This window comes from Tabrizicola sp., from assembly GCF_051645465.1.
In the GTDB taxonomy this organism is placed as follows: Bacteria; Pseudomonadota; Alphaproteobacteria; order Rhodobacterales; family Rhodobacteraceae; genus Tabrizicola.
Genome location: NZ_JBOFBI010000183.1, coordinates 14,359 through 41,112 on the forward strand (window position 1 = coordinate 14,359; position 26,754 = coordinate 41,112).

Here is a 26,754-nt window from a genome sequence, read left to right on the forward strand (position 1 = left end):
AAAAATCGGGGATTTATGATCAGAGCGCGCTCCAATGCACCCCGGCGGGGGGAATGCTGACGCCGCCCCAGTCCGCCGGGACCGGGTTGTAGTTGAAGAGGAACCGGTGCGTCGCGGTGTCGCGGCGGCGGAGGCCTTCGGGGAGGGGGTCGGTCTCGATGCCCTCGGCCGCGCAGGCGCGCTGGAGGATGCGGGCGAGGGTGGTATCGTCCGGCCAGCCGGCGAGGTAGTGGAGCTTCTCGGCTGCGACGAGGGCGGGCCAGCCGTCCTCGGCGGCCTCGACGACCGTCGCCGACCCTTCCAGCTTTTCGCGCCAGTTGATCAGGGCTCCACCTTCGGTGAGCGGCACGGGGCAATCGGGGGGCAGGCTTTCGACCCGAGCGATGCGGGCATCGAGGCCGGGCAGGTTCGGCGGCAGGGGGACGGGGATCGAGAAGTTCGGGGTCTTGGAGTTCGTCCGGGGGCCGAGAAGCGACGTACCCTTGTGGGCGACAAGGGCGGCCTTCAGCGGGTCGGAGAGGGTGAAGAGACCAGGCGCGAGGACCAGTTTGTAGGCCGAAAGGTCGCCGGTGTCCGGGGGCAGGATGTCGACATTAAGGCCAAGGCGGCGGAGGCCTTTGTAGATGTGGAACACCAGCCAGAAGTAGCTGAAGCCGCGGCCCTGGGGCTGGATTTCCCAGGCCCAGTCGGAGGCATAGTCGAAGATCAGCGCCACATCAGCCTTGGTGGTGCCGACATCAGGCATCGCAGCTAGTTCCTTCGCCACCGTCTCGGCCTCGCCAAAGGCCTGCGCAGGGGCAGAGTCCGGGCGCAGCAACCCGGCGTGCATCTGCTCCTGCGCGAAGGGGGCCTGGCGCCAGCGGAAGTAGCAGACGGCCTCGGCGCCGTGGGCGAAGGCCTCCCACGCCCAGAGGCGGGCCATGCCGGGCAAGGGATCGGGGTTGTAGGGCGCCCAGTTCACCGGGCCGGGCTGCTGCTCCATGATCCACCAGCGGCCACGGCCCACGGCGCGGTAGAGGTCGTGGTGGAAGGCCTGGAAGTCCGGGTCGCCCTGGCGGACGAACCGGCGCTTGTGCTCGGGGTCGGCGGGGACGCGGTCGGAGAGAAAGCCCAGGGGGTAGCTGTCCCAGCTGGCGATATCGAGGTCGGCGCCGGTGGCGAAATGGTCGAACTCGGTAATCGCACCCATGTAGTTGTGCGCGATGGGGTAGGGCGAGTGCTTGCGGAGGATCTCGGTCTGCAGGCGGTTGAAGCTGGCCACCTCGTCCGACGCGAAACGGCGGAAGTCCATGACGTGGCTGGGGTTCGGTTCGGTGACGGTCAGGTTCGGCAAGCCGATCTCGTTGAAATCGCGGTATTCCATCGACCAGAAGACATTGCCCCAGCCGCGGTTCAGGGCGTCCGGCGACTGGTACTTCTGCGCCAGCCAGTCGCGGAAGGCTTCGGTGGCGGCCTTGGAGTAGCTGAGGGTCGTGGCGTGGCAGGCATACTCGTTGTCGGTCTGCCAGGCGGCGACATGGGGGTTCTTGCCGTAGCGCTCGGCCAGCGCTGTCACGATCTTCGCGCATTCGGTGCGGTAGCCCTTGTGCGAGAAGCAGTAGTGACGGCGCGAGCCGAAGCCGCGGGGTTTGCCGTCCTTGTCGAGGGCCACCATGTCGGGATGGCGGTCGATCATCCAGCGTGGGGGAGTGGCGGTGGGCGTGCCGAGGACGACCTTCAGCCCCGCCTTGCCCAGCGTATCGATCGCGCGGTCAAGCCAGGCCCAGTCGTAGCGGCCCGGTTCCGGCTCCATCCGGCTCCAGGCGAATTCGCCGATGCGGACCCAGGTGAGGCCGAGCTTGGCCATGCGGGCGGCGTCTTCGGCCCATTGGGTTTCAAGCCAGTGTTCGGGGTAGTAGCAGACGCCGAGCGTGCGTTTCATAAGGTGACCTGCGGTTCGGGAAGGCCCTTGGCGATGCCTTCGAAGGCGAAGACCTGGCCCGAAGCCGGGTTGGCGGTGCGGGCGGCGGCGTCCATGTGCTCCAGGGCCGTGGTGACGTAGAGGGTGGAAAGGTCCGGGCCGCCGAAGGCCGGGCAGGAGGAATGCGGCGCCAGCGGGGTTTCAACGGCGCGGACGAAGCTGCCGTCCGGCGCATAGGCCGCGACCTGGCCCGCGCCCCATTGGGCGTTCCAGAAGAGGCCCTGGGCGTCGATCACCGCGCCGTCGGGGTGGAGGCCTTCGCGGGTCAGGTCAAGCCATACCTGCGGTTCGCCCCTGGGCCAGCCGTCGGCGTCGAGGGCTACCTTCATCACCTGGCCAGTGATCGTGTCGGTGAAATGCGCGGCCTGTCCGTCAGGTGTGAAGCAGATCGCGTTCGGGATGGTGATCTCGGGGAAAAGCCGCCGATGCTCGCCCTTGTACCAGCGCCAGATCGAGCCGACACCCTTCTCGGCACGCTTGCCCATGAGGCCGAACCAGAAGCCGCCCTGCCGGTCGGCGCGGCCGTCGTTGGACCGGGTGGCGTGGGTGCCGGTGTGGACCAGGGCCTCACGCACGCCGGTCTCGATGTCGAAGCGGAAGAGGCCGGTTTCCGAGGCGATGATGAGCTGGTCGCGCGAGACCCATCCGGCGGCGGACACGATTTCGGGGAAGCTCCAGCTGACGGGGCGGCTACCGGAGGTTCGGGAGTGAAGCTTCTGACTCAGGATATCGAACCAGAACAGTTGTTCACGTATCGGGTGCCAGAGCGCGCCTTCGCCAAGCGTACATTTGCGGTCATCGTAGATCATGGGAAGGCCGCGTCGTAGGCCGCGACGATTGTGGCGGCGCGGGTGGCGATGTCGGCTGTCGAAAGGCCGGGGGTGTAAAGTGCCGTGCCGATGCCGAAGCCGTTGGCGCCCGCCTTCGCCCAGTCGGCGAAGTTTGCGGGCCCGGCGCCGCCGACAGCGTAGACGGGAAGGCTTTTCGGCAGGACGGCGCGGATGGCCTTCAGGCCCTCGGGTCCGATCAGGCTGCCGGGGAATAGTTTAAGGCCGGTGGCCCCGGCCTTGATGGCCGCGAAGCATTCGGTGGGGGTCATGACGCCGGGCCACGAAGCCATGCCTTGGGCGCGTGTGGCGGCGATGACTTCGGGGTCGCAGTTGGGCGAGACGACGAGAGTGCCGCCTGCAGCCTTGACCTGGGCAACCTCGGCGGTGGTCAGGACGGTGCCCGCGCCGATCTCGGTGCCCTCGGGTGCGGCGGCGACCATGGCGGCGATGGAGCGGAAGGGATCGGGCGAGTTCAGCGGCACTTCGATCCGGGTGATTCCGGCGGCGATCAGGGCCTGGACGGCGGGCACGGCCTCATCCGGGGTGATCCCGCGCAGGATGGCGATGAGGTTCCTGTGGGTCATCGGGCTGCCTCGGTCTGGGGGGCCAGGGACGTCAGGCCCGCAAGGGTGCAGTCGGTAGCCGAGAGGCGCTGCGCATCGATCCCCTGGGCGGCAAGCGCGCGGGCATAGGCGGCGGAAAGCTTTTCCGCCCCGATCAGCGTGACGCGCTGGCCAAGCCAGTAGGGCCTTGATCCGGCCAGTTCGAGCCCGATCAGCAGGCCCGACAGGCGCGAACGGGCGGCATCCGGGCTAAGGCCAGCGATCAGCCCCTCGGCTCGGAGGGAGAAGAGCCGGGTGCTCAGCCGGTTCGGATGTGAGATGGCGTCCGACACGGCGGCGTCGAAAGCCGCATCGTCCCAGCCATCGCCTTGCATGCCGTGGCGCAGGACGGATTGTCCGGACAGAAGAGCGAAAAGCTCGCCCGTCATGAAGGTATGGAAGCTGACGACTTCGCCCGCGCTGATGTGGGCCCATTTCGAGTGTGTGCCGGGTAGGCAGAAGACACCGTCATAGCCCGGCATCAGGGCAAGGGCGCCCGCGATCTGGGTTTCCTCGCCCCGCATGACATCAGGGGGGTTGGTCTGCTTCAGGCCGGGGGCGATGTGGACAGTCAGGCGGGGGTCGGTCGTCGGGGCGGTGGCCTGTGCCGCAGGGTCAAGGGGTGTGCAGGGAACGGCGCGATACGGCGCCTCGCACCAGCCCTGGCGGCTACCGACCATGCCGCAGGCGATGACCGGGGGTTGGGTCCCAAGCCAGGGCGAGATCAGCTGGAGGAGCGCAGGCTCGAAACCGTCACGGGTCAGCTTGCCCATCCCTTCGTCGGAGCTGGCTTCGGCCAGAATCTCACCACGCCCGCCCATGGCCCAGGCGCGGAGGTTGGAGGTGCCCCAGTCGACAGCGATCCAGGCGGGGGTGACACGTGTTTCGGTCATGAGGAGATATAGCCTCCATCCAGGATCAGGGTCTGCGAAGTCATCATCCGCGAGGCTTTCGAGGCTAGGAACAGAACCGCGCCCACCATGTCTTCGGGTTCGATGGGGTCGGGCAGGCACTGGCGCGCCAAGTGGGCCGCAAGGCTTTCGGGGGTCACCCAGAGCTCTTTTTGCCGATCAGTCAGCACCCAGCCCGGCGCAATCGCGTTGACGCGGATACGGTCCGGGCCGAACTCGCGCGCCAAAGTCCGCGTAAGGCCGACGATCCCGGCGTTCGCGGTGATGTAGGACGCATAGCCCGTATCGGCCATCATGAAGCTGATCGAGGAGAAGTTGATGATGCTGCCCCCGCCTGCCGCTTTCATGCCCGGGATCACCGACTGGCACGCGAAGAAGTACGACCGCAGGTTCACGGCCATCGACCAGTCCCACAAGGTCTCGTCGGTCTTCAGCGTCTCATGCCGCCGGTCATTGGCGGCATTGTTCACTAGGACGGTGATCGGCCCATGCGCCTTTGCGGCGGTGGAGAGCGTCAGCTGCAACTGATCGGTGACCGAGATGTCGCAGGGCAGGAACAGCGGCCGGTTGCCGGTGGCCTTCTCCATCGCATCGCAGAACCCGGTCGCATCGGACCGCTGGCAGAACGCGACCTTCGCCCCCTGGCGCAGGAACCCTTCGGTCAAGGCCGCGCCAATGCCCGATCCGCCGCCGGTGATGAAGACGGACTGGCCTTTCAGATCGGGGAAGACCGGATCGGTCATGCTTTGCGTCCTTCGACAATCCACATGGTCGCGGGCCAGGCCACGGGCAAGTGTATGCCGCGCGTCATCAGTGCCCGACCGGTCAGCATCAACGGCCCGGTCTTCAGCGCATTCGGCCCCCGCGACTGACGCGGCGCGTCTTCGGGGTTGAGGAGCCGGACTTCGTACTTCGCCTCCGGGTCAAGCCCGGTCAGGCGCAGCGGGCGGGGCAGGATCTGGCGGCTCGTCTCGGCCTGGCCCGCAAAGGTGACGAAGCGGCTGCCATCGCTGGCGATCTGCATCTCGCCGGTCACGGCTGGGTCATCGCTGTCCAGGCGGTGGATCGTGCCGCCGAGCATCCAGCCGCGGTTGTCCTTCCACCAGCGGGTGACGCGGGCGAGGGTCAGCGCCTCATCCTCGGTCAGTTCGCGCAGGTCCATCTCGAAGCCCATATGGCGCTGGGCGGCGACCCAGGCGCGGAACGCCATCGGCAGGACCCGGCCTGAGGTGTGGCAATGGCGGGGGCCGACATGGGAGCCAGTGATCGCGGCGGGCAGGAACAGGGCGGCATCGTGCTGGATCCGCAGGCGTTCGAGGGCGTCGTTGCTGTCGGAAAGCCAGACGCGGTGGGTTCGGGCAAGGATGCCGGCATCGATCCGGCCGCCGCCGCTGGCGCAGCTTTCGATCTCAACGCTGGGATGAGCGGCACGCAGGCGGCCCAGCAGGTCATAGATGCCGCGGGTCTGGGCGGCGTCGACGACGGGAAGCAGGCGGTTGTGGTCCCATTTGATGTAGTCGATGGGGTATTCAGCAAGCACAGCCGAGACCTGCTGAAAAAGGTTTTCACGCACCTCCGGCAAGGCGAGGTTCAGCACCATCTGGTGTCGCCCGGTGGTCTGGTCTTCCGGCCCCAGCCTCCAGTCCGGATGGGCGCGGTAGAGGTCGCTGTCGGGGTTGACCATCTCGGGCTCGAACCAGAGACCGAAGGTCATTCCCAGGGAATGGATGTGTTTGATCAGAGGGTGAAGGCCGTCGGGCCACTTGCGGCGGTCGATGGTCCAGTCGCCGAGGGACGAGCGGTCGTCGTCGCGCTTCCCGAACCAGCCGTCGTCCAACACAAAGCGTTCCGCCCCAAGGGCGGCGGCGCGGGTCGCGATTTCGGCCAGCGTGTCAAGCTTGTGGTCGAAGTAGACGGCTTCCCAGCAGTTGTAGTGGACGGGGCGCGGGCGGGTGGGTTCGGGCCATTGCACGACGCGGTCGCGCAGGTCTTTCTGGAATGCGGTGGCGATGCCGTTAAGGCCGGTGGTGGAGGCGGTGGCGATAAGCTCGGCGGTCTCGAAATGCGTGCCGGGTTCGGTTTCCGCACCGAAGGGGTGGCCGAACTGGACTTGGCGGCGGCCATCGGGAAGCTCTTCCGCCACCATGCGGTGCCCGCCGGACCAGGCGTAGTGCAGCGCAAGCGCGTCTCCGGCGGTGTTGGTGCAGCCGTCGCCCGCAAGGATCAGATAGGGCGGGTGTTCGTGGCCAGAGCGGCCGGTGCGGGCCTCACGCTGGCGGATGCCGGGGGTCCAGGGGGTGCGGATCAGGTGGAACTCACCGATCCATTTGCCGTGGACGTCGATCATGTCTCCGTGCTGAGGCGCGGGCAGGACGGGCGCGGCAAGCCATTGGACGCGGACCGGGCGGTCGGCTTGCAGCGTGGTTTTCAGGGTGATGGTGCCGGTCGGCTGGGCGGTCAGGTGGTGCGACAGCGTCAGGCCAGGCGCGCGGGAGATCAGGGTCAGGCGTCCGGGTGCGGTTTCGGCCCGGTCGAAGGCAAAGGCGGGATGGAGCTGTGTGCCGTCCGCCCCGGCCAGGATATGTCCCGGCTGGCCCTGAAAGGCGCGGCCCGGCTCGGGCGACAGCGACAGCGCGGGGAGCTTGTCAAGCATCCCGCCGGTAAGGTCATTCCGCTGTGCGGCGGCAAGCTGGGCAAGATCCTCGCTGTCAGGCAGGCGGGGACCCCACCAGATCACCTCGGGGATGCCGCCCGATGAGGCGAGCGCGATGGTCTGTCGGCCCGCGTCGACCCGCCAGTGCATTACTTGACGGCCCCAAGCGTCAGGCCCGCGATGAAGTGTTTCTGCATCAGGAAGAACATGGCGACCGGGGGCAGGGCGGCGAGGATCGAGCCTGCCGAGACGAGGTGCCACGCCGCGACCCACTGGCCGTTCAGCGACGACAGGCCCGCGGTGATCGGCTGGGTCTCGGGGCTGGTGGTCAGGACCGTGGCCCAGAAGAAATCGTTCCAGATGAAGGTGAAGATCAGCACTGAAAGCGCCGCTATGGCGGGCCGCATCAGGGGCAGCACGATGAACCAGAAGATGCGCCATTCGGCGACGCCTTCGACGCGGGCGGCTTCGATCAGTTCGAACGGCAGGGCCTTGATGAAGTTGCGCATGAAGAGGGTGCAGAAGCCGGTCTGGAACGCGATGTGGAATAGGGCAAGGCCCCAGTAGGTGTTGTACATCCCAAGGTTCAGCGTCATGTCGCGGACCGGGACCATGAGGATCTGGAACGGTACGAAGTTCCCAGCAACGAACATGAAGAACAGGATCAGGTTCGCCTTGAACTTGTAGACCGCCAGCGCGAAGCCCGTCATCAGGCTAAGGGCCACCGCGCCGATCACCGTGGGGATCGTCACGATGAAGCTGTTCAGGATGTAGCGGCCCATCGGCGTGTTGCGGAACACGTCGGCGTAATTCTCGAACGCGATGTAAGAGGGGATGCCGAAGTAGTTCCCTTGCGCAAGGTCAGCGGCGGGCCGGACCGAGGTGATCGCCACCCCGATCAGCGGGAAGAGCCACAGGAACAGCGAGACCGGAAGGGCGATCTTGTAGACCCACTGGGCGGCTTGCGAGCGTTGCTGGATGGGGCGCGGGAACATGGCTTAACGCTCCGTCTCGTCGCGCCACATCTTCCAGATGAAGCCCGAGATGAAGATCATCATGATGGCGAAGAGGACGACGGCGATGGCCGCGCCATAGCCCATCCGGTAGCCGTATTCGGAAAGCGCCGTCTCGTACATGTAGTAGCTGAGGACGCGGGACGAGCCGAAGGGGCCTCCGCTGGTCATGATCGACACAAGGTCGAACGACCGCAGCGCGCCGATCACTGTCACGACCACGGCGATGAACGTCGCAGGGCGCAGCTGCGGCAGGATGACGTAGTAGAGCATCCGCCAGCCCTTGGCGCCGTCCAGCCTTGCGGCCTCGACCTGGTCGGGGGCGACGTTGTTCAGGCCCGTAAGGTACAGGATCATCACATAGGCGATCTGCGGCCAAAGGCCTGCGGCGATGATGCCGTAGGTCACAAGGTCGGGGTCCGCCAGCACGGCGATGCCCGTTCCCGTGAAGAACTCGATGACCTTGTAGAGAAGGCCGAAACCGGGGGCGTAGAACCACGAGAAGATCAGGCCGACGACGACCTGAGAGATCACGAAGGGGAAGAAGAACAGCGACTTGTAAAGCCGGATCCCGGTGACCGTCTGGTTCAGGAAGATCGCGATGAAGAGGCCCGCCGGGACCGCCAGAAGATAAAGCACCAGCCAGATGATGTTGTTCTTGAACGAGGTGACCATGTTCGGATCGCCCACCATCTCGACATAGTTGGCGGTGCCGATCCAGGTGGCCTCACCCAGGCCGTCCCAGTCGTAGAAGCTGATCCACATGCTCTGGAAGATCGGGATGATCACGTAGACCGCGAACATCAGAAGGCCGGGGGCAAGGAAGAGCCAGGGGGCCAGGCGACGCTGGTTTGCTTTCCAGTAGCTGGTCATCGGGGATCTCCGGGCCAAGAGGTTTCGAAAACTCTTGCAACGTCCTTCGAAGGAATTTGCGGGAACGACGGCGGCCGGTCGCCCGGCCGCCGCAGTCACATCTTACTTGTAGACCTGCCCGCGCACTTGCTCGAGCCGTTCGAGGATCGCGTCCAGCTGGTCCGGCTGGACCAGGAACTGCTGGATGCCTTCCATACCGGCCTTCGCCATTTCCGCCGGAGCGTCACGGTCGAAGAACTGCGCCAGAGCATGCGCTTCGGACAGCATCTTGAAGCCCGCCGAAATGAACGGATCGTCAGCGGCCACCGTCGAGTTCTTGTTGGTGGGCAGCTGGCCGATCGCGGCGTTCAGCTTGGTCTGCGCGTCAGCCGAGGCCACGAAGGCCAGGAACTTCTTCGCATCTTCGACGTTCTTGGCACCAGCCGGGATGTGGATGGTGTCGGTCGGCGCATCTTCGGCACGCGGGATACCGGGAGTGATTTCCGGGAACGCCATGAAGCCGAGGTTGTCGTTCGTCATGCCGCCTTCCTTGAAGACGCCGACGGCAAAGTTGCCCATCACGTAGTTCGCAGCCTTGCCCTGCACCAGCAGCGCCGCCGCATCCTGCCAGTCGATTGCAGCGTGGTTGGCGGTGACATAGGGCTGCAGCTTGCCGAGTTCGTTGAAGACGTCCTTCACCTTCTGGTCCGTCCAGGCGATCTTCCCGGCGGTCAGTTCCATGTGCCACTCATAGCCGTTGGTGCGCAGCGACATGTAGTCGAAGATGCCAGCCCCAGGCCACAGCGCCTTGGTGCCGGTGGTCAGGCAGTCGATGCCAGCGGCCTTGAACTTCTCGCAGTTCGCGATGAAGGTCGCCCAGTCAACGCCCTCGGGTCCGGGAACCTCGACGCCAGCCGCGGCATAGGCGTCTTTGTTGAAGTAGATGCCCCACTGATAGTACGTGTAGGGAACGCCCCACTTCTTGCCGTCGATCGTCATCGAAGCTGCGGCCGAGGCCAGCGCGTCGTTCAGACCGTTGGCTTCCCAGACGTCGGTCACGTCCATGAACTGGCCGGCTTCGACAAACGGGGCCATCCGGTTTCCGGCGTACCAGTTCGCCAGGTCCGGCGCGTCGGTCGTCAGGAAGTTGCGGATCGCGGTCTTGTAGCCTTCGTGGTCGAAGTTGTTCAGCTGCACGTCGATGTCGGGGTTCGCGGCCTCGAAATCGGCGATCAGTGCTTCCATAGCCGCAAGCGGAATGGGATCGTAGTCGGCATTGTATTTCAGGATGCGTTTGTCCTGAGCCACCGCCGCGGTGGACAACAGCAACGCTGCCGCAAGGGCGAGCGCGCCCGCACTTTTATGGACCATGGTTTCCTCCCGTCTGGTTCCATTATGTGAAACTTAGTCTTGAATATTGAAAACTATGTCCGCTATCCTCTATGATGTCAACACGCACGACAGGGGACGCGCGATGGGCGCCGAGGGGCACGCGGACGGCACGGTCGGAAAGGCGCTCGACGTTCTCGACATGGTCGCAAGCCATGGCCGCCCGGTGCGCTTTTCCGATCTCTTGCAGCAGTCCCACTCTCCGAAGGCCACGCTTTACCGCCTGCTGCAGACGCTGACCCATCAGGGCATGCTGACCTATGACATGGGGGTCGGCACCTCTGCGCTGGGCGTGCGCCTTGTGCGGCTGGCCCATGCGGCCTGGGCGCAGTCCTCGCTTGCGCCGATTGCCCGACCCTATCTTGATGAATTGGCTCAAAGAACCGGCGAGACGATCCACCTGGCACAGATCGATCTGGGGCAGGTGCTTTACGTCGACAAGCGCAATGCGACCAGGCCCGTCGACATGTTCTCGTCAGCCGGAAAGGTGGGCCCGGCGTATTGCACCGGGGTGGGCAAGGCGATGCTGGCTTTCCTTGACGAGGCCACGCTGGCGAACGCGATTTCGCGGCAAAGCTTTCACCGCTTCACGCCACAGACACTCGACACGCCAGAGCTTCTGAAGGCCGAGCTTGAGGCGATTCGCCGCCGCGGCCACGGCTTCGACCGCGAGGAACATGAGCCGGGAATCATCTGCTGCGCGGTGCCGATTCTTACCCGGTCTTCCCGGGTGCTTGGGGCGGTTTCGGTGACATCGACGACGGCCCGGACCACATTGGAGGCGCTGGAAGGCCATGCGCCCATGATCAAGGACATCGCGGCGCGGATCGCTGCCGAGGCGGAGAGCTGGCGCTTTCCGGAACAGGCTTAGGGGGAGGGACATAACATGACAGGCGTAACGCTCGACAAGGTGACGAAGCGATTTGGTGATCTTCAGGTCATTCACGGCGTCGATCTGACGATCGAGGATGGCGAGTTCTGCGTCTTTGTCGGCCCGTCGGGCTGCGGCAAGTCCACGCTTCTGCGGATGGTCGCGGGGTTGGAGGAAACCTCGTCCGGTGCCATCCGGATCGGCGCGCGGGACGTGACCCACGTCGATCCGTCGGAACGGGGCGTCGCGATGGTGTTCCAGACCTATGCGCTTTATCCGCATATGACGGTGGCCGAGAACATGGGTTTCGGGTTGAAGATGACCGGTCATCCGAAAGGTCAGATCGACAAGAAGGTCGCCGAAGCCGCGCGGATCCTGAAGCTGGAACCGCTCCTTGAGCGCAAGCCCAAGGCGCTGTCCGGCGGCCAGCGTCAGCGTGTGGCGATCGGGCGGGCGATCGTGCGGGGGCCGGAGGTGTTTCTGTTCGACGAACCCCTGTCGAACCTGGACGCTGAGCTCCGCGTCGAGATGCGGGTGGAAATCGCCCGGCTTCGGCGCGAGATCGGTGCGACGATGATCTACGTGACCCACGACCAGGTCGAGGCGATGACGCTGGCCGACAAGATCGTCGTCCTGCGGACCGGTCGGATCGAACAGGTGGGCAGACCGCTAGACCTCTACAACAACCCCGACAACCGCTTCGTCGCGGGCTTCATCGGCAGCCCGGCGATGAACTTCGTCGCAGGCGTGGTGGAAGGGCCGGGGGCTGTTCTGACCAAGGGGCTGGGGCAGCCCGTCGCAACCGGCGCGGCCTTGCCCGCAAAAGGGACGGAGGTCACCGTAGGCCTCAGGCCGCAGCACGTGAAGATCGGCGCGGGTGAAACCCATCGGGTGGAACTGACTGAAGCGTTGGGCGGGGTCGCCTATGTCCACCTGACCGCGCCGTCGGGCGAAAAGCTGATCGTGGAACGCCACGACCAGATCAGCCTTGAACCCGGCAGCATGGTGGGCGTCGGTTTCGACGCCAAGGACGCGATGCTGTTCGACAAGGAAGGCGCCCGGCTGCGCTAGAGCGTGTCCGACAAAAGTGGAATCCGGTTTTGGCGCAAGACACGCGACCACTAAGGAGCTAGGGCCTGTCTGGCGCTTCTATCAGCGCCGGACAGGCTCTAGCGCCGACTGGCAAAACCTTACCGATTCCTGAACGGGGCCTCGCAAGCCATTGATTTTACTTGGGCCAAAAGACTGCGCACCGTGCCCAGGTCAATGCCCCGCCAGGAACTTCTCCGCGTCCAAAGCCGCCATGCAGCCCATCCCGGCACTGGTCACAGCCTGGCGATAGATATGGTCCGTCAGGTCCCCCGCCGCAAAAACGCCGGGGATCGCAGTACGGGTCGAGCCCGCCTCGACCTCGACATAGCCGCCGTTATGCAGGGGCAGCTGGTCCTTCACCAGCTCGGACGCCGGAGCATGGCCGATCGCCACGAAGAACCCGGCGCAGGGAATGACCTGCTCGGCGCCCGTCGTCACGTGACGGACCTTCACCCCATCAACCCCACGGGGCTCATGCGCGCCCACGACCTCGCTGATCTCGTGGTTCCAGAGGACTTCGATCTTCGGATGCTTGAAGAGACGGTCCTGCATGATCTTCTCGGCCCGCAAGCTGTCCCTCCGGTGGATCAAGGTGACCTTCGTCGCGAAGTTCGTCAGGAACAGCGCCTCTTCAACAGCCGTATTGCCGCCCCCGACCACGACCACCTCTTTGCCACGGTAGAAGAACCCGTCGCAGGTCGCGCAGGCGCTGACTCCGAACCCCTTGAAATGCTCCTCCGACGGCAGCCCCAGCCATTTCGCCTGTGCCCCGGTCGCCAGGATCACCGCATCCGCCGTATAGGTCGTCCCACTGTCCGCGGTCGCCGTGAACGGGCGCTTCGAGAGGTCAAGCGAAGTGATGTAGTCATGGATCACCTCGGCCCCCATCGCCCCTGCATGGGCCTGCATGCGGACCATCAGGTCGGGACCCATCACATTGGTGTCGCCCGGCCAGTTCTCGACCTCGGTCGTGATCGTCAGCTGACCGCCGGGCTGGAGGCCCTGGATCAGGATCGGGTCTAGCATCGCGCGCGCCGAATAGACCGCAGCCGTATAGCCGGCGGGCCCCGAGCCGATGATCAGAACCTTCGTATGACGCGTGTCGCCCATGCTTGCCCCCAGGAATCCGGCCCTCGATATAGCCATCTGCGCGGGGGGCGGAAAGCCCCTGCATGGCGGCTATGCAGGCAGCGCTTGGGCTGAAGCGATGCGTTTTCTTGCGCGAAGTTGAAATATTATTGCGTGGGCCCGGCTTGCCGCGTACGTAAGTCGACGAACGGAGGCACCATGCCCGCACACAAGCTTGACCCCATCGACCGTCAGATCCTGGCCGAACTGCAGGCTGACGGGCGGATGACCAATGTGGAACTGGCAAGCCGGGTCGGCATTTCCGCGCCGCCCTGCCTGCGCCGGGTCCGCGGGCTGGAGGAGGCGGGCTTCATCCGCGGCTACCATGCCGACATCAATGCGCGCGAACTGGGGTTCGAGGTGCAGGTCTTCGCGATGGTGCGGCTGAACAGCCAAGCCGAGGCCGACCTTTCAGCTTTCGAGGCACGCTGCCGGGCATGGCCACTGGTTCGTGAATGCCACATGCTGAATGGCGAGATCGACTTTATCCTGAAATGCGTGGCGCCCGATCTGTCCACCTTCCAGAGCTTTCTGACCGAAGAGCTTCTGAAAGCCGAACACGTGGCGAATGTGAAGACGAGCCTTGTCATCCGTTGTGCAAAGGATGAACCCGGCCTGCCGTTCAATGTGCTTGAGGCGCGGCTGGCGAAGAACGCCTGAGCCGCAGGTCTGTCAGCGCGAAGCGTCGTTCACGTGGCGGGTTGCCGTCTTCAGGCGCATGGCAAAGCCCTTCTGACCGGCCACCATCGTGCGGCCTGAGGTCTGACGAGCGGTTGCGCGGGCAACGACGCGGGTATCGGTTGCATCACCGACCGTCTCAAGAATCGACAGAATCCAGCGGCGCTTGGTCTTCATCTGGATGATCATCAGTGTCCCCGTCACATGCAACCCGTGTACGTATTTGATGCCCGGGGAATGCGGCAGGGTTGGGGAAGAATGATGCTGCAATCAGAGCATTTTCATGCCCGCTTTCGCCGCATCACAGCCTTATTGCCGAGATCAGCCGTCCGTAGTCCGCCTCGCCCGCATGGGTCGTTCTGCGGAACGAATAGAAGCGCGACGGGTCGAGGTAAGTGCAATGACCGGTCCACAGGGCATTTCCGACGCCAGCGCTCCGAAGCCGATGAAGGCCGTAGCCCGGCAAGTCAAAGTGCAACCGGTCGCCCTTGCCGTTTGCAAAGAAACGGCTGTTCCCATCGTCTTCGGCCCTGAAGCGGTCAAGGAACTCCGGGCCGACCTCGTAGGCGGCCTGGCTGATCGTCGGGCCGATCACAGCCGTCACTTGCGACCTTTTCGCGCCAAGCGCCTCCATCGCGTCAAGCGTCGCTTCCAGTATTCCGTCGACAGCCCCGCGCCAGCCGGCATGGGCAGCGCCCACCACCCGCGCAACGGGGTCGCTGAAGAGGACGGGCTGGCAATCTGCGGTCAGCACCGCCAGAAGAACGCCCGGCGTCGCGGTCACCAGCGCGTCAGCCTGCACCGGACCGGGGAGCGGGCCGGTAACGGGGATTGCAGTGGCCGAGTGCACCTGGTGCAGGGTAACAAGCGCCTCGGGGGCCACCCCCATCGCATCAGCCACGCGGGCGCGGTTGATCGCCACGATCTCGGTCTGGTCGGTCGATCCGGTGCCGCAGTTGAGCCCGGCGAAGATCCCCGACGACGCCCCGCCCTTGCGGGTGAAGAAGCCATGGCGGCTGGCCAGGGCGCCCGAGGTGATGATCTCCAGCGTGGTCGGCATCAGGGGGCGACTCCCGGTGGCAGCGGCGCACCGGCGCGGGTCAGCGCCAGTACTTTGAACAACGAACCCATTTCCTCGGGGTGGGTCAAGCGGCGAAGCGCAGCGTGGTGACTTTCTAGTGCTGCGCCGGTGACGCTTTGGGCCAGCCGAGCGGCGCGGGCCTCGATTCCAAGGCGAAGAAGAAACTCGCCCTGGGTGGTGTAGGCATGCGCCATGCCCGGCGATGTAAGCGCCTCGAAGTCGACATGCGCGGTCAGGTCGGCCTCGCCGGGATGGGCCAGCGGGTCGTCATAGGCGTGGGCACGGAGGGCCTGCAACGTATCGCCGCGTGAGCGCCAGTCGCCGTAGTCGATGATCAGGGCCAGGCCGCCGTGGTGGTGCAGGCGGTGATGTACGGCGCTCACGACGAAGCGGGCGATCCGGCCCTGTTCGATGATCAGACCCTCTTCGCTCTGCTGATCGGGCGCGAGGCCAACCATCCGCTCGCCGCGCTCGGCAAGACCGAAGGCCAGCGCGCCGTCTTTCAGCCCGACCAAACGTTCGTGCCAAAGCCCGTTCACGAACTGGTACTGGTGGATGGGCAGCGCGTCGAAGAACTCATTGGCGATCAGGAACAGCGGCTGCTCGGGCAGGTCGTGTGCGGCCTCGATCCAGCGCAGACCGAAGTCGTGCCCCCGGCCGACTGTCCGCTCCTGCGCATGACGCAGGACAGGCGAGGCCTCAACCAGCACCACCTGCGCCGACGCGTGGAACCCCGGCACCCCCTTGGTCGCCCGCAGGATGTCGGCCATCAGCGTGCCCCGGCCCGGCCCAAGCTCGGCCAGAGTGAACGGCGAAGGCGCGCCCTGGTCCAGCCAGGCCTGGGCCAGCGCGAGGCCGATCAGCTCGCCGAACATCTGGCTGATCTCGGGCGCGGTGGTGAAGTCGCCTGCCGTCCCGAAAGGATCCCGCGTCGTGTAGTAGCCGTGGACGGGGTGCAGCAGGCATTCCGCCATGTAGTCGGCCACCGAGATCGGCCCGCCCTCACGGATGCGCTCGACCAGAAGGGTCGCAAGCGGCGTCATCTGGCCTTTGCGCGGAAGGCGAACCAGAGGCCCGCCGCGATCATCGGCAGCGAGAGCAACTGGCCCATCGTCAGCCCCCAAGCGCCCCAATGCAGGGCAAAGCCGATGGGGTTCCCCTCGCTGACGAACTGGGCGTCGGGCTGCCGCACGAATTCGACCAGAAACCGCGCGAGACCGTAGCCCGCAAGGAACACCCCCATGATCGCGCCGGGCCGCTTCAGCCAGCCGCGCCGGAACGCCAGCCAGATGATCACGAGGGCAACGAGAAGCCCCTCAAGCGCGGCCTGATAAAGCTGGCTTGGATGTCGGGCGCAGGCGCCGACCAGCTGCGGGCAGGTCTGTGCTGCCGCTCCGGGGAAGATCACGCCCCAGGGCAGGTCGGTGACGCGGCCCCAAAGCTCGGCGTTGATGAAGTTGGCAATCCGTCCCAGCATCAGCCCGACGGGGGTAGCAAGCGCCAGAAGATCCCCCATCGACAGCATCGGGATCTTCTCGCTCCGGCAGAACCAGATGGCGGCGATCGCCACCCCGGCGAAACCACCGTGGAAGGCCATGCCGCCATCCCAGACCCGCGGGATTTTCCAGGGGTCCGCGATGTAGGTCGAGGGCTCGTAGAAGATGACATAGCCAAGCCGCCCGCCGACGATGACCCCGATGATGATCCAGGTCAGAAGCCGCTCCACCTGTTCCGAGGTGATCGGCGGGTCGGTTGCCCAAAGCCGACGCAAGCGGATTGCACGGAGGACGATCCACCAGCCGAAAAGGATACCGACGATATAGGCCAGCGCATACCAGCGCAGCACTATAGGGATCCCGAAGATCTCCCAGTCGATCAGGTTCGGAGAGATATCGGGGAAGGGGATCATGCAGGCCCTCGGGTGCTTTGCCCGCTTGTCGCGGGCGGGGCGGGCGATGTCAACCGGCGGCAATCGGGCGCCTTGCCCCGCGACGGAGGCGGGGCCATATATGAGGCGCAAGCGCGAAGGAGAGGCCCATGCAGACCCGCAACAAGTTCTTTGATGACATGAGTCAGCTCATGACCAATGCGATGGGGGTGGCCCAGGGCGCCAAGACCGAGGCCGAGACCGCGTTTCGCAGCTTTGTCGACCGCTGGATGGCCGACCGCGATTTCGTGACGCGGGAAGAGTTTGATGCCGCTCGCGCGATGGCCCAGAAGGCGCGCGAGGAGAACGCAGCGCTGGAAGCCCGGATTGTGGCGCTGGAGGCAGCGCTGGCGAAGAAGAAGAGCTGATCTGACGGACTGCTCGTCGATGACTTCGTCACTCCTCGCGGAACGCCCTCCGACGAGGAGACGAAGTCGAACGAGGAGGGTCCCCTAGACCCGGATCAGCCGGAACGCCGCCGAGGCGCCCCAGCCCGCGATTGCTGCCAGAACCAGTGACAGAAGGCCGTAGATGAGCGGTTGCTCCTGGGCGAGGTTGAAGATGAACCGCTCCAGCCCCTCTTTCCTGACCCCGATCACCCTCTCCTGACTGGCGATCACACGCTTGTTGCGCAGAAGGAACAGCCGCACCTTGTATTCGCCTTCGGTCAGGTTCGCGGGCAGCACGATATCGGCGCGGAAAAGTGTGTCTTCGGTCAGCTCGACCTTGCCTTCCAGAATCCGGTAGCGCCCGTCGTTGGTGCGGACCCGAAGCAGCGCCAGCACGAACTCGCCAGACTTCTCGGCCTCGGACGCGATGCCGACCGCGCGGATGACACGCTCGATGGTAATGCCGTAGCGGAGGTTGTCGATGTCGGACAGGATGTGCCTCAAAGGCCCGGTCGTCGCTACGGCGTAGAAGCTGGGCGCGCTGTCGATGCGGACCTGGGCGTTGTTCAGCCAGATCCCCGCCACGCGGCCTTTGCGGCGTACCATGACCGGGGCCGACGGACCCTCGACCGTCACGATCACTTCCAGCGGGCCGCCTTCCGGCGGGGGCGCCTCGCGCTTGACCGCGCCGTAGATCAGGATCTCCGAACCGTCGAAATCGGCGGTGATCGAGACGCGGTTCTGGCTCATGCCCGCGACGATGGTTTCATCGGCCAGGGCTGGCGTCGCAATGGCCAGAAGAAGGATCAGCGCGCGGATCATGGCAGGGCCCCCGGTGCGACCGAGTAAAGCTCATCCGGGGTAACCAGCAGATCGATCGCGATGCGGACGGCGACAGTAAGGACCAGAAGCGACAGAAGGATGCGCAGCTGTTCGGCCTTAAGCCGCACGCCCACCCGCGTGCCGATCTGCGCACCGATGACGCCGCCAAGGATCAGAAGAAGCGCCAGAAGCATGTCGACCGTCTGGCTGGTCACGGCGTGCATCACGGTGGTGAAGGCGGTGACGAAGATGATCTGGAAAAGCGAGGTGCCGATCACGACCTTGGTCGGCATGCCCAGCAGGTAGATCATCGCGGGCACCAGGATGAAGCCGCCGCCGACGCCCATGATCGCGGCCAGAAAGCCGACAGCGGCCCCCACCAGGGCCGGGGGGATGACGCTGATGTAAAGGCCGCTTGCCCGGAACTTCATCTTGAAGGGCAGCCCATGCACCCACGAATGCACGTGGCTCCGCCGAACGGGCGCATTCGTCTGGCGCGACCTGAGCAGGCTTCGCAGGCTTTCCTGGAGCATCATCGCGCCGATAAGACCCAGGAAAATGACATAGGAGAGCTGGACGAAAAGGTCGATCTGTCCAAGCCGCGTCATCCACTGGAAGACCCAGACACCGATCGCCGATCCCACGATCCCCCCAAGAAGCAGGACCGTTCCCATGTGGAAGTCCACGCCCTTGCGGCGAAGCTGGGCCAGGACGCCCGAGATCGAGGAGGCCACCACCTGGTTGGCGCCTGTCGCGACGGCCACGGCAGGCGGCACGCCGATGAAGAACAGAAGCGGCGTGATCAGAAAGCCGCCGCCGACCCCGAACATGCCCGACAAAAAGCCCACGATGCCGCCCAGCCCCAGGATGAGGAAGGCGTTCACCGAGACTTCGGCGATGGGGAGGTAGAGCTGCATCGAAGCGGCCAAAGTGCGGAAAGCGGTGGTTTGATCAAAGGCTTGCGCGTCTTTCGGGGGGAAGTCAAACCCACATTGCCGTCATCGCAAACCGCGCAGGAATTCCCTCAAAATGCGTTCCAGTTTTGCCGCACCAAGCGGGGCCATGGCCTTGGTATGCTCATGGCTGATCTTCTCTTCAGACATCCCCGCCGCCATGTTGGTGATGGTCGAGATGGCTGCAACCTTAAGGCCCAGGAACCGGGCCAGGATCACCTCCGGCACTGTCGACATCCCCACCGCATCGCCGCCGAGCAGCTTCAGCATCCGGATTTCCGCCGGGGTCTCGAACGAGGGGCCGGAGTACCAGCAGTAGACGCCTTCGGGCAGGTCGACGCCCTGGCGCACGGCAGCGGCCTCAAGTTCCCGACGCATGTCGGGGTCATGCGCATCGGTCATCGGCACGAAGCGCGTGTCGGTCTTTTCGCCGATCAGCGGGTTGAGGCCGGAGTAGTTGATGTGGTCGGAAAGCAGCATCACATTGCCAGGCGGGATGTCCGGCCGCATCGAACCGGCAGCGTTGGTCAGGATCAGCTGTTCCGCCCCCAGCGCCTTCAGGACCTGCAGTGGCAGAAGCATCGCGCGGGGATTGCCGCTTTCGTAGTAATGCTCCCGCGCCCCGAAGACCGCGACGCGCACGCCTTCCAGCGTACCGACATGCAGGTTCGGGTTGTGGCCCGAAACGCCGACATGCGGGAAACCGGGGAGGTCGGCATATGGGATCGCCACGCCTTCCACCGCATGCGCCAGATGGCCCAGGCCCGAGCCGAGGATCAACCCAAGGCGCACCGGTTCGGTCCCGGCGCGGGCGTGGATCAGGTCCGTCAGCGCTTTGGCGTCGGTCACCCTTAGCGCTCCTTCACATAGGGTTCGCCGCCTGCCCTGGGCGGGATCGCCTTGCCGACAAAACCGGCCAGCACCAGAACGGTCAGCACGTAGGGTAGGGCATCGAGGAACGGGACCGGCACCTTGACCTGCACCACCGCCTCGACCACGTCGGGCCGAAGGGCCAGTGCCTGGAAGAAGCCGAACAGCAGACACGCCCACATCGCCGCGACCGGGCGCCACTTGGCGAAGATGAGCGCGGCCAGCGCGATGTATCCCCGGCCCGCCGTCATCTCTTTCCCGAAACCCGCCTGCAGCGCGGTCGCCATGTAGGCCCCCGCCAGACCGCAAAGGATGCCGGTGATCATCACCGCCGAGAAGCGCAGGCCCTTGACGCTGACCCCCGCCGTATCGACCGCCGCCGGGTTCTCGCCCACCGCGCGCAGGCGCAGGCCATAGCGGGTGCGGTAAAGCACCCACCAGGTCAGCGCGACGATGGCGAAGGCAGCGTAAACCAGAACCGAGTGACCGGTTAGCACCTCGGCGTAAAGCGGACCAAGCGCCGGTATCGACCGTATTCCATGGTCTATCCACTCAAGGACCCATACCAAAGGCCGTACCACAGGCGCTAGGAATGTGCCGATCCAAGACGTCTCCGCCCATACGGCCAGCTCGTCGGGCGTGGGTAGGCCCACCGGGCTGAACCGCGCATTGCCTGTCAAAGGTGGTGTCCGACCGCCCTGACCGAATAGGTACTGCGCCACCAGCACCGTCATCCCCGAGGCGAGGAAATTCAACGCCACCCCGGCGATCAGCTGGTTGCCGCGGAAGGTGATCGACGTCACCCCATGAATCAGCGCAAAGACCATCGCCCCCGCAATGCCCGCCAGCGCACCCACCCAGGCGGACCCGGTGTAGAACGCCACCGCCCCCGCACACATCGCGGCCACCAGCATCTTGCCCTCAAGCCCGATGTCGAACACGCCCGACCGTTCGGAGTAAAGCCCGGCGATGCAGGCGAGCAGAAGCGGCGTCGCCAGCCGCAGCGTCGAGTCGAGGATTTGCAGAAGCGTGCCGTAATCCATCACGCAGCCTCCATCCGACGGGGGCGGAAGAGCGCGAAGATGCGGGTCAGAAGCATCCGCACCATCACGTCCAAAGCCCCGGTGAAGAGGATCACCAGACCCTGCACCACGGTTCGCAACTCGATCGGAATCTTGGTCCAAAGGCCAAGCTCGGCCCCGCCCTGGAAGAGGAACCCGAAGAGAAGCGCGGCCAGCACCACGCCAATCGGGTGGTTCCGCCCCATCAGCGCCACCGCGATCCCGATGAAACCTGCGCCCGACGCCGAGTTGCCCAACAGCCGCTCCGCCTCGCCCATCACATTGTTGATCGCCATCAGGCCCGCGAGCCCGCCCGAGATCAGCATGGCGATCATGATGATCCGCGTCGGGTTGATCCCGGCATAGCGGGCAGCCGGTTCCGACTTTCCGAAAGCTCGTATCTGGTAGCCAAGCCGCGTGCGCCACAGAAGCGCCCAGACGACGACCGCCATTGCCAAAGCGATGAAGAACGTCACGTTCGCGGGCACGCCGGAGGTAAAGATCAGGTTCAGCCCGGGGATTTCGTTGAAGCTTGGCAGATGGGTTGCTTCAGGGAAGTTGTCGGTGGCGGGGTCCATCTTGCCGGGAGGACGCAGCACGTCGACCAGCATGAAGATCAAGAGGCTTGCAGCGATGTAGTTGAACATGATCGTGGTGATGACGATATGGCTGCCGCGTTTCGCCTGCAGATAGGCCGGTATCGCCGCCCAGGCCGCCCCGAACAAGGCCCCCCCAGCCGCCGCGCCGACCAGCGCCAGCGTCCAGTGCGGCCAGGGCAGGAAGAGACACACCAGCGCCACCCCAAGGCCGCCAAGCTGCGCCTGCCCCTCGCCCCCGATGTTGAAAAGGCCCGCGTGGAAGGCGACCGTTACTGCAAGCCCGGTGAAGATGAAGCTTGTGGCGTAGTACAGCGTGTAGCCCCAGCCATAGGCGCTCATCAGGCTACCCTGGACCATGACGGTGATCGCTTCCCAGGGGTCCTGGCCGATCGCGATGATGACGAGGGCCGAGATGATTGCGGCGAGGGTCAGCGAGACGAGGGGCACAAGGGCGACATCGGCCCAGCGTGGCAGACGGTCCATCAGGCGGCCCTCCGATCAGATGACATGCGGCGGGAAGCCCCCCCTCCCCAGCCCTCCCCCACAGAGGGGGGAGGGAGGTACCCGGCCCAGACCTCGGGCATAAAGGGCAACGTCGGAAAAATGGCGCCTCCCCTCCCCCTCAGTGGGGAGGGGATGGGGGTGGGGGGTAGCCGCTGGTCATGCATCACGCGGCCTCCTCTTTCGCGGTGACCCCGGCCATCAAGAGGCCCAACGCGCGTTCGTCGGTGGTCTCGGGGTCGCGGAAGCCCATGATCTTGCCGTCGAACATCACCGCGATGCGATCGGACAGCGACATGATCTCGTCCAGTTCCACGCTGACCAGAAGGATCGCCGCCCCCTGATCGCGCAACGCTATGATCTGGTTGTGAATGAACTCGATTGCGCCGATGTCGACGCCCCTCGTGGGCTGACCGATCAGAAGGAGGTCAGGCTTCTGCTCCATCTCGCGGGCGACAACGATCTTCTGCTGGTTCCCGCCCGAAAAGCTTTTCGCGGGCAGCCAGCAGTCTGGCGGACGGACGTCGAACTTCTCCATCTTCTTCCGGGTGTCGTCGCGGAGCGCGTCGTTGTCCATCAGAAGGGCGTTCTTCTGATACTCGGGTTCGTTGAAATAGCCGAAGGCCATGTTCTCCCAGGCGGTGAAATCGAGGATCAGCCCGTAGTGGTGGCGATCCTCGGGCACATGGGCGATGCCCGCCTTCCGGCGGCTTTGCCCGTCCGCGCCATGGCCCGAAAGCGGCAGCTCCGCGCCCTTCAGCGTGATCTTGCCCGTGGCCCGCTGCATCCCTCCCAAGGCTGCCAGAAGCTCGGACTGGCCATTCCCAGCCACCCCCGCGATCCCCAGAATCTCGCCCGCACGGATCTCGAAGCTGACACCTTTCAGCCGCTCCACCTTGTGCTCGTCCCGGACCCGAAGATCCTCGACCGACAGCACCACCGCGCCGGGCTTGGCCGGACCTTTCTCGACCTCCAGAAGCACCTTGCGGCCCACCATCAGCTCGGCCAGCTGCTCGGGGCTCGTCTCGGCGGTCTTCACCGTCGCGACCATCGTGCCCCGCCGCATGACGCTGACGTTGTCCGTCGCCTCCATGATCTCGCGCAGCTTGTGGGTGATCAGGATCACCGTCTTGCCCTGGTCCTTCAGCCCCTTGAGGATGCGGAACAGATGGTCCGCCTCGTCCGGGGTCAGCACACCCGTCGGCTCGTCCAGGATCAGGATATCGGCGTGCCGGTAAAGCGCCTTCAGAATCTCCACCCGCTGCTGATGGCCGACCGAGAGGTCCTCAATCAGCGCATCGGGATCGACGTCCAGCTCATAGTCCCGCGCCAGCCGCTCAAGTTCCTTCCGCGCCTTGGCCAGCGAGGTGTTTAGCAGCGCCCCCTCCTCGGCACCCAGAACGATGTTCTCCAGCACCGAGAAATTCTGCACCAGTTTGAAGTGCTGGAACACCATCCCGATTCCGGCGCGGATGGCGCTCTGGCTGTCGGGGATAGCGGTCAGCTGGCCGTTCACGAAGATCTGGCCCGCGTCGGCTTTGTAGAACCCGTAGAGGATCGACATCAGCGTCGATTTCCCCGCGCCGTTTTCGCCGATGATCCCGTGGATCGTGCCTTTCGGCACCGCGATGTTGATGTCCTTGTTCGCCTGGACCGGACCGAAGGCTTTCGAGATGCCCTTCAGTTCGATCGCAAAGGTGCCGTCGGCCATGTCACCCCCTCGGCTCGGCCCGCTTATCCTCGCGGGTTCGTCTTGCAAAAGTGCCGCGCCAGCTGGCCTGGCGCGGCACCTTTCGTTTCAGCTTTGGCTGATCAGAACGTTGCCGCCGGGCAGGTGTTGTCCGACATGTAGTCGTGGACAACAAGCTCACCCGACTTGATCTTCTCGGCCGCCGCATCGACCGCCGCCTGCATTTCCGGCGTCACGAGCGAAGCGTTGTTTTCATCCATCGCATAGCCCACGCCTTCGTTCGCCAGACCCATGACATTGATGCCGGGGGTCAGGGCTTCGCCTTCCTTGAAGGCCTCGTAGACGGCGTTGTCGACACGCTTCAGCATCGAGGTCAGGACCTTGCCGGGATGCATGTAGTTCTGGTTGCTGTCGACACCGATCGACAGGATCCCCTCATCCGCAGCGGTCTGCAGAACACCGATCCCGGTGCCGCCCGCCGCCGCATAGATCACGTCCGCGCCTTGCGCTTTCTGGGCCTTCGCCAGTTCCGCGCCCTTGACCGGGTCGTTCCAGGCTGCAGGGGTGGTGCCGGTCATGTTGAGGACGACCGTTGCGTCCGGGTTGACCGCCTTCACGCCCTGGGCATAGCCGCAGCCGAACTTGCGGATCAGCGGGATATCCATGCCGCCGATGAAGCCGACCGTGCCCGACTTGGAGGCCAGAGCAGCCATCATGCCGACAAGGTACGACCCTTCATGCTCGTTGAAGACGACCGACTTCACGTTCGGCTGCTCCACCACCATGTCGATGATCGCGAACTTGGTGTCCGGGAAGTCCGGAGCCACCTTCGCCAGCACGTCACCAAAGGCAAAGCCGGTCATGACGACGGGGTTGGCACCCGCTTCAGCCAGACGGCGCAAGGCCTGCTCACGCTGGGCTTCGTCCTGCATCTCGAGCTCTTTGTAGGTGCCGCCCGTCTCTTTCGCCCAACGCTCGGCACCGTTGAAGGCGGCCTCGTTGAAGGATTTGTCGAACTTGCCGCCAAGGTCGAAGATGATCGCCGGTTCGGCCAGCGCGGCGCCTGCAAGAAGGGCAAAGGCGCAGGTGGCCCCGGCAAGGGATTTCATAAGGCTCATGGGTGTTCTCCCGGTTGATTAACACATTGCCGCCCTGTCCGCCGGGGTCAGCCGGTCGCGGGCGCGTTCTGGATTGATTAGCGACAAAGCCCGCATGGGGGTCAAGCCGGATTCGCGTGAGCTTTGGTAAAATCCTGACCCGTTGGTCAAGATCGCTTAAGCCAGCGGCTCTGACGGAAGATCACGGGCCAGAACCAGCGCGTCGACGCGTTCGCCCTCAGGCGTCCGGTAGTAGCCGCGCCTTTGCCCCGCCTGGCTGAACCCCGCCGATTCGTAAAGCGCGATGGCGGCGGTGTTTTGCGCCGAGACTTCCAGGAAGACCCGCCCTGCCCCCCGCAGCCGCGCCTGGTACAGGAACCGCGCCAGAAGCCTGCCCCCGAGGCCCCGGCGGCGGGCTTCCGGGGCGACAGCCAGCGTCAGAAGCTCGGCCTCACCGGCGACTGCCCGGCCCAGCAGGAACCCGGCATCGCCTTCGACCAGAAGGAAGACCAGAGGGTCGGACGTCACGCCCGAGAAGTCCTCGGTACTCCAGGGCCGCGGCGTCCGGAAGCAGCGCGCATGGAGTGCGGCCAGCGCTTCGGGCGTCACGGCAGGATCACCGGCGGGGGGTCGGACGGAGGGGTCGCATCCGCCCCGCGCAGGTAGAAGGGTGCCGGGCGAGGTTGCGGCGTCATCGCCCTTATCGCACCGATACGGGCGATCGCTTCGGCAAGCGGCATGGCGGGGGGGAGTGCGTCCGGACCTGCCGCCGATCCGGTGACATCGGTTGCCGCTACGATACGGTTGGCAAGATGGGCCGGTCCCTCTCCGGCCGCGGTGAAGAGCTGGACATAGACCTCGCCGCGCCGCGCATCCTCAACCACCGTCAGTGGGCGCGGCAGCCCATGGGCCAAGGCCTCCAGCCGCGTCACCCCAACCGCCGGAATGCCAAGCCCCAGTGCGAGCCCTCGCGCCGCGGCAACAGCGATCCGGACACCGGTGAAGTTACCCGGGCCAGTGCCCACCGCCAGAGCCTTGAGGTCGCCCCAGCCCAGCCCGCCCTCGGCCAGAACCTCCTCCAGCATCGGGATCAGCCGTTCGGCCTGACCTTTCTCCATCGGCTCAAGCCGCTGGATCACCCGGTCGGGCGAAAGCAAAGCGGCCGCGCAATGCGCGGCCGAGGTGTCAAAAGCCAGGATCGGCAGGATCACGGGGCAGGCTCAGGCGGCGACAGGCCGCACTTCAACCACTTCCGGGATGTAGTGCCGCAGCAGGTTCTCGATCCCCATCTTCAGCGTCAGGGTCGAGGACGGGCAGCCCGCGCAGGCGCCCTGCATGTGCAGATAGACCACCCCACGGTCAAAGCCGTGGAAGGTGATGTCGCCGCCATCCTGGGCCACGGCCGGGCGGACGCGGGTGTCCAGAAGCTCTTTGATCTGGCGCACGATGTCGCCGTCCTCGCCGGTATGCTCGGCATGGCCGCCACCCGTCGCGCCCTCACCTTCGATCGTCGGCTGACCCGACTGGTAGTGCTCCATGATCGCGCCAAGGACCTGCGGCTTGATATGCGGCCAGTCCACGCTCTCGGCCTTCGTCACCGTCACGAAATCGGTGCCGAAGAACACGCCTGTCACCCCACCGGCCGCAAAGATGCGACGGGCCAGGGGCGACTTTGCCGCCGCCTCGGCGCTGGGGAAATCGGCGGTGCCAAGATCAAGCACGGTCTGGCCGGGCAGGAACTTCAGCGTCGCGGGGTTCGGCGTGGATTCGGTCTGGATGAACATC

General features: G+C 65.2%; 28 protein-coding genes. 4 read left to right on the forward strand and 24 right to left on the reverse strand.

What is annotated here, in order from left to right; translation table 11 throughout:
* Nucleotides 1-19: 19 nt before the first annotated feature.
* From ACRCSW_RS11745 to ACRCSW_RS11785, 9 genes are all read right to left on the reverse strand, one after another.
* Nucleotides 20-1,921, reverse strand: a complete 1,902-nt coding sequence (locus tag ACRCSW_RS11745; RefSeq protein ID WP_438705276.1) for a beta-galactosidase — start codon at nucleotides 1,919-1,921, stop codon at nucleotides 20-22.
* Nucleotides 1,918-2,769 (reverse strand): SMP-30/gluconolactonase/LRE family protein, encoded by an 852-nt coding sequence (locus tag ACRCSW_RS11750; RefSeq protein WP_438705278.1) that lies wholly within the window; start codon nucleotides 2,767-2,769, stop codon nucleotides 1,918-1,920. Before ACRCSW_RS11750 ends, ACRCSW_RS11745 begins: the two co-directional genes overlap by 4 nt.
* Nucleotides 2,766-3,374 carry a 2-dehydro-3-deoxy-6-phosphogalactonate aldolase gene (locus ACRCSW_RS11755; RefSeq protein ID WP_438705280.1) on the reverse strand — a complete coding sequence of 203 codons (609 nt, stop codon included), beginning with the start codon at nucleotides 3,372-3,374 and terminating at the stop codon, nucleotides 2,766-2,768. Before ACRCSW_RS11755 ends, ACRCSW_RS11750 begins: the two co-directional genes overlap by 4 nt.
* Nucleotides 3,371-4,285 (reverse strand): 2-dehydro-3-deoxygalactonokinase, encoded by a 915-nt coding sequence (locus ACRCSW_RS11760; protein WP_438705281.1) that lies wholly within the window; start codon nucleotides 4,283-4,285, stop codon nucleotides 3,371-3,373. The genes ACRCSW_RS11755 and ACRCSW_RS11760 overlap by 4 nt, the downstream gene beginning before the upstream one ends.
* Nucleotides 4,282-5,046, reverse strand: a complete 765-nt coding sequence (locus tag ACRCSW_RS11765; protein WP_438705283.1) for an SDR family NAD(P)-dependent oxidoreductase — start codon at nucleotides 5,044-5,046, stop codon at nucleotides 4,282-4,284. Before ACRCSW_RS11765 ends, ACRCSW_RS11760 begins: the two co-directional genes overlap by 4 nt.
* Nucleotides 5,043-7,106, reverse strand: a complete 2,064-nt coding sequence (locus ACRCSW_RS11770; protein WP_438705285.1) for an alpha-galactosidase — start codon at nucleotides 7,104-7,106, stop codon at nucleotides 5,043-5,045. Before ACRCSW_RS11770 ends, ACRCSW_RS11765 begins: the two co-directional genes overlap by 4 nt.
* Nucleotides 7,106-7,951, reverse strand: a complete 846-nt coding sequence (locus ACRCSW_RS11775) for a carbohydrate ABC transporter permease (RefSeq protein ID WP_438705287.1) — start codon at nucleotides 7,949-7,951, stop codon at nucleotides 7,106-7,108. Before ACRCSW_RS11775 ends, ACRCSW_RS11770 begins: the two co-directional genes overlap by 1 nt.
* Nucleotides 7,952-7,954: 3 nt before the next feature.
* On the reverse strand, nucleotides 7,955-8,842 hold the full coding sequence (locus tag ACRCSW_RS11780) for a carbohydrate ABC transporter permease (protein ID WP_438705289.1): 888 nt from the start codon (nucleotides 8,840-8,842) through the stop codon (nucleotides 7,955-7,957).
* A gap of 102 nt (nucleotides 8,843-8,944) precedes the next feature.
* Nucleotides 8,945-10,192, reverse strand: coding sequence for an ABC transporter substrate-binding protein (locus ACRCSW_RS11785; protein WP_438705291.1), 1,248 nt, complete (start codon nucleotides 10,190-10,192; stop codon nucleotides 8,945-8,947).
* A gap of 103 nt (nucleotides 10,193-10,295) precedes the next feature.
* Here ACRCSW_RS11785 and ACRCSW_RS11790 point away from each other — a divergent pair, with 103 nt between their 5' ends.
* Complete coding sequence (locus tag ACRCSW_RS11790; RefSeq protein WP_438705293.1) at nucleotides 10,296-11,081, forward strand: IclR family transcriptional regulator; 786 nt, start codon at nucleotides 10,296-10,298, stop codon at nucleotides 11,079-11,081.
* Nucleotides 11,082-11,096: 15 nt separating this feature from the next.
* Complete coding sequence (locus ACRCSW_RS11795; protein ID WP_438705294.1) at nucleotides 11,097-12,152, forward strand: ABC transporter ATP-binding protein; 1,056 nt, start codon at nucleotides 11,097-11,099, stop codon at nucleotides 12,150-12,152.
* Between the two features lie 192 nt (nucleotides 12,153-12,344).
* Here the strand turns inward: ACRCSW_RS11795 and trxB are convergent, their stop codons facing one another.
* A complete protein-coding gene (gene trxB, locus ACRCSW_RS11800; RefSeq protein ID WP_438705296.1) occupies nucleotides 12,345-13,283 on the reverse strand; it encodes a thioredoxin-disulfide reductase in 939 nt (312 codons plus the stop codon).
* A gap of 177 nt (nucleotides 13,284-13,460) precedes the next feature.
* On the opposite strand from trxB, the gene ACRCSW_RS11805 reads away from it, so the two are divergent.
* Nucleotides 13,461-13,961, forward strand: coding sequence for an Lrp/AsnC family transcriptional regulator (locus ACRCSW_RS11805; protein ID WP_438705298.1), 501 nt, complete (start codon nucleotides 13,461-13,463; stop codon nucleotides 13,959-13,961).
* A 12-nt stretch (nucleotides 13,962-13,973) separates the two neighbouring features.
* On the opposite strand, the gene ACRCSW_RS11810 is transcribed toward ACRCSW_RS11805, so the two are convergent.
* The 4 genes from ACRCSW_RS11810 to lgt all read right to left on the reverse strand — a co-directional run bounded on the left by ACRCSW_RS11810 (nucleotide 13,974) and on the right by lgt (nucleotide 16,969).
* Nucleotides 13,974-14,168, reverse strand: a complete 195-nt coding sequence (locus tag ACRCSW_RS11810; protein WP_438705300.1) for a hypothetical protein — start codon at nucleotides 14,166-14,168, stop codon at nucleotides 13,974-13,976.
* A gap of 112 nt (nucleotides 14,169-14,280) precedes the next feature.
* Nucleotides 14,281-15,039, reverse strand: coding sequence for a peptidoglycan editing factor PgeF (gene pgeF / locus ACRCSW_RS11815; protein ID WP_438705301.1), 759 nt, complete (start codon nucleotides 15,037-15,039; stop codon nucleotides 14,281-14,283).
* The gene (locus ACRCSW_RS11820; protein ID WP_438705303.1) at nucleotides 15,039-16,103 is read right to left on the reverse strand and encodes a class I SAM-dependent methyltransferase; all 1,065 of its coding nucleotides are present in this window, start codon (nucleotides 16,101-16,103) and stop codon (nucleotides 15,039-15,041) included. Before ACRCSW_RS11820 ends, pgeF begins: the two co-directional genes overlap by 1 nt.
* Complete coding sequence (lgt, locus tag ACRCSW_RS11825) at nucleotides 16,100-16,969, reverse strand: prolipoprotein diacylglyceryl transferase (RefSeq protein WP_438705321.1); 870 nt, start codon at nucleotides 16,967-16,969, stop codon at nucleotides 16,100-16,102. Before lgt ends, ACRCSW_RS11820 begins: the two co-directional genes overlap by 4 nt.
* Before the next feature lie 128 nt (nucleotides 16,970-17,097).
* Between lgt and ACRCSW_RS11830 the strand changes: the two genes are divergently transcribed.
* Nucleotides 17,098-17,355, forward strand: a complete 258-nt coding sequence (locus tag ACRCSW_RS11830) for an accessory factor UbiK family protein (RefSeq protein ID WP_438705305.1) — start codon at nucleotides 17,098-17,100, stop codon at nucleotides 17,353-17,355.
* An 84-nt stretch (nucleotides 17,356-17,439) separates the two neighbouring features.
* Here the strand turns inward: ACRCSW_RS11830 and ACRCSW_RS11835 are convergent, their stop codons facing one another.
* The 10 genes from ACRCSW_RS11835 to ACRCSW_RS11880 form a co-directional block, all read right to left on the reverse strand.
* Complete coding sequence (locus ACRCSW_RS11835; protein WP_438705307.1) at nucleotides 17,440-18,198, reverse strand: TIGR02186 family protein; 759 nt, start codon at nucleotides 18,196-18,198, stop codon at nucleotides 17,440-17,442.
* Nucleotides 18,195-19,115 carry a sulfite exporter TauE/SafE family protein gene (locus tag ACRCSW_RS11840; RefSeq protein ID WP_438705309.1) on the reverse strand — a complete coding sequence of 307 codons (921 nt, stop codon included), beginning with the start codon at nucleotides 19,113-19,115 and terminating at the stop codon, nucleotides 18,195-18,197. Before ACRCSW_RS11840 ends, ACRCSW_RS11835 begins: the two co-directional genes overlap by 4 nt.
* 81 nt (nucleotides 19,116-19,196) lie before the next feature.
* Nucleotides 19,197-20,000: a purine-nucleoside phosphorylase gene (locus ACRCSW_RS11845; protein WP_438705311.1), complete on the reverse strand. Its 804-nt coding sequence runs from the start codon at nucleotides 19,998-20,000 to the stop codon at nucleotides 19,197-19,199.
* A gap of 2 nt (nucleotides 20,001-20,002) precedes the next feature.
* A complete protein-coding gene (locus tag ACRCSW_RS11850; protein WP_438705312.1) occupies nucleotides 20,003-21,064 on the reverse strand; it encodes an ABC transporter permease in 1,062 nt (353 codons plus the stop codon).
* Nucleotides 21,064-22,164, reverse strand: coding sequence for an ABC transporter permease (locus ACRCSW_RS11855; RefSeq protein WP_438705314.1), 1,101 nt, complete (start codon nucleotides 22,162-22,164; stop codon nucleotides 21,064-21,066). The genes ACRCSW_RS11850 and ACRCSW_RS11855 overlap by 1 nt, the downstream gene beginning before the upstream one ends.
* 184 nt (nucleotides 22,165-22,348) lie before the next feature.
* Nucleotides 22,349-23,893, reverse strand: a complete 1,545-nt coding sequence (locus ACRCSW_RS11860) for an ABC transporter ATP-binding protein (RefSeq protein WP_438705315.1) — start codon at nucleotides 23,891-23,893, stop codon at nucleotides 22,349-22,351.
* A gap of 101 nt (nucleotides 23,894-23,994) precedes the next feature.
* Nucleotides 23,995-24,990, reverse strand: a complete 996-nt coding sequence (locus ACRCSW_RS11865; protein WP_438705316.1) for a BMP family lipoprotein — start codon at nucleotides 24,988-24,990, stop codon at nucleotides 23,995-23,997.
* 156 nt (nucleotides 24,991-25,146) lie between these two features.
* Nucleotides 25,147-25,578, reverse strand: coding sequence for a ribosomal protein S18-alanine N-acetyltransferase (gene rimI / locus ACRCSW_RS11870; RefSeq protein ID WP_438705318.1), 432 nt, complete (start codon nucleotides 25,576-25,578; stop codon nucleotides 25,147-25,149).
* Nucleotides 25,575-26,177 carry a tRNA (adenosine(37)-N6)-threonylcarbamoyltransferase complex dimerization subunit type 1 TsaB gene (gene tsaB, locus ACRCSW_RS11875; protein ID WP_438705323.1) on the reverse strand — a complete coding sequence of 201 codons (603 nt, stop codon included), beginning with the start codon at nucleotides 26,175-26,177 and terminating at the stop codon, nucleotides 25,575-25,577. The genes rimI and tsaB overlap by 4 nt, the downstream gene beginning before the upstream one ends.
* Nucleotides 26,178-26,189: 12 nt before the next feature.
* The gene (locus tag ACRCSW_RS11880; RefSeq protein WP_438705319.1) at nucleotides 26,190-26,753 is read right to left on the reverse strand and encodes a NifU family protein; all 564 of its coding nucleotides are present in this window, start codon (nucleotides 26,751-26,753) and stop codon (nucleotides 26,190-26,192) included.
* Nucleotide 26,754 lies beyond the last annotated feature (1 nt).

Coding starts and splice junctions, on each gene's coding strand:
- ACRCSW_RS11865 (WP_438705316.1), bottom strand. CDS start 24,990: ATGAGCCTTATGAAATCCCTTGCCGGGGCCACCTGCGCCTTTGCCCTT.
- ACRCSW_RS11765 (WP_438705283.1), bottom strand. CDS start 5,046: ATGACCGATCCGGTCTTCCCCGATCTGAAAGGCCAGTCCGTCTTCATC.
- ACRCSW_RS11790 (WP_438705293.1), top strand. CDS start 10,296: ATGGGCGCCGAGGGGCACGCGGACGGCACGGTCGGAAAGGCGCTCGAC.
- ACRCSW_RS11820 (WP_438705303.1), bottom strand. CDS start 16,103: ATGACGCCGCTTGCGACCCTTCTGGTCGAGCGCATCCGTGAGGGCGGG.
- ACRCSW_RS11810 (WP_438705300.1), bottom strand. CDS start 14,168: ATGATCATCCAGATGAAGACCAAGCGCCGCTGGATTCTGTCGATTCTT.
- ACRCSW_RS11805 (WP_438705298.1), top strand. CDS start 13,461: ATGCCCGCACACAAGCTTGACCCCATCGACCGTCAGATCCTGGCCGAA.
- trxB (WP_438705296.1), bottom strand. CDS start 13,283: ATGGGCGACACGCGTCATACGAAGGTTCTGATCATCGGCTCGGGGCCC.
- ACRCSW_RS11755 (WP_438705280.1), bottom strand. CDS start 3,374: ATGACCCACAGGAACCTCATCGCCATCCTGCGCGGGATCACCCCGGAT.
- ACRCSW_RS11745 (WP_438705276.1), bottom strand. CDS start 1,921: ATGAAACGCACGCTCGGCGTCTGCTACTACCCCGAACACTGGCTTGAA.
- ACRCSW_RS11770 (WP_438705285.1), bottom strand. CDS start 7,106: ATGCACTGGCGGGTCGACGCGGGCCGACAGACCATCGCGCTCGCCTCA.
- ACRCSW_RS11775 (WP_438705287.1), bottom strand. CDS start 7,951: ATGTTCCCGCGCCCCATCCAGCAACGCTCGCAAGCCGCCCAGTGGGTC.
- ACRCSW_RS11850 (WP_438705312.1), bottom strand. CDS start 21,064: ATGGATTACGGCACGCTTCTGCAAATCCTCGACTCGACGCTGCGGCTG.
- ACRCSW_RS11860 (WP_438705315.1), bottom strand. CDS start 23,893: ATGGCCGACGGCACCTTTGCGATCGAACTGAAGGGCATCTCGAAAGCC.
- ACRCSW_RS11750 (WP_438705278.1), bottom strand. CDS start 2,769: ATGATCTACGATGACCGCAAATGTACGCTTGGCGAAGGCGCGCTCTGG.
- ACRCSW_RS11880 (WP_438705319.1), bottom strand. CDS start 26,753: ATGTTCATCCAGACCGAATCCACGCCGAACCCCGCGACGCTGAAGTTC.
- ACRCSW_RS11855 (WP_438705314.1), bottom strand. CDS start 22,164: ATGGACCGTCTGCCACGCTGGGCCGATGTCGCCCTTGTGCCCCTCGTC.
- ACRCSW_RS11835 (WP_438705307.1), bottom strand. CDS start 18,198: ATGATCCGCGCGCTGATCCTTCTTCTGGCCATTGCGACGCCAGCCCTG.
- lgt (WP_438705321.1), bottom strand. CDS start 16,969: ATGATCCCCTTCCCCGATATCTCTCCGAACCTGATCGACTGGGAGATC.
- pgeF (WP_438705301.1), bottom strand. CDS start 15,039: ATGCCGACCACGCTGGAGATCATCACCTCGGGCGCCCTGGCCAGCCGC.
- ACRCSW_RS11830 (WP_438705305.1), top strand. CDS start 17,098: ATGCAGACCCGCAACAAGTTCTTTGATGACATGAGTCAGCTCATGACC.
- ACRCSW_RS11840 (WP_438705309.1), bottom strand. CDS start 19,115: ATGCAGCTCTACCTCCCCATCGCCGAAGTCTCGGTGAACGCCTTCCTC.
- ACRCSW_RS11785 (WP_438705291.1), bottom strand. CDS start 10,192: ATGGTCCATAAAAGTGCGGGCGCGCTCGCCCTTGCGGCAGCGTTGCTG.
- ACRCSW_RS11760 (WP_438705281.1), bottom strand. CDS start 4,285: ATGACCGAAACACGTGTCACCCCCGCCTGGATCGCTGTCGACTGGGGC.
- ACRCSW_RS11780 (WP_438705289.1), bottom strand. CDS start 8,842: ATGACCAGCTACTGGAAAGCAAACCAGCGTCGCCTGGCCCCCTGGCTC.
- ACRCSW_RS11795 (WP_438705294.1), top strand. CDS start 11,097: ATGACAGGCGTAACGCTCGACAAGGTGACGAAGCGATTTGGTGATCTT.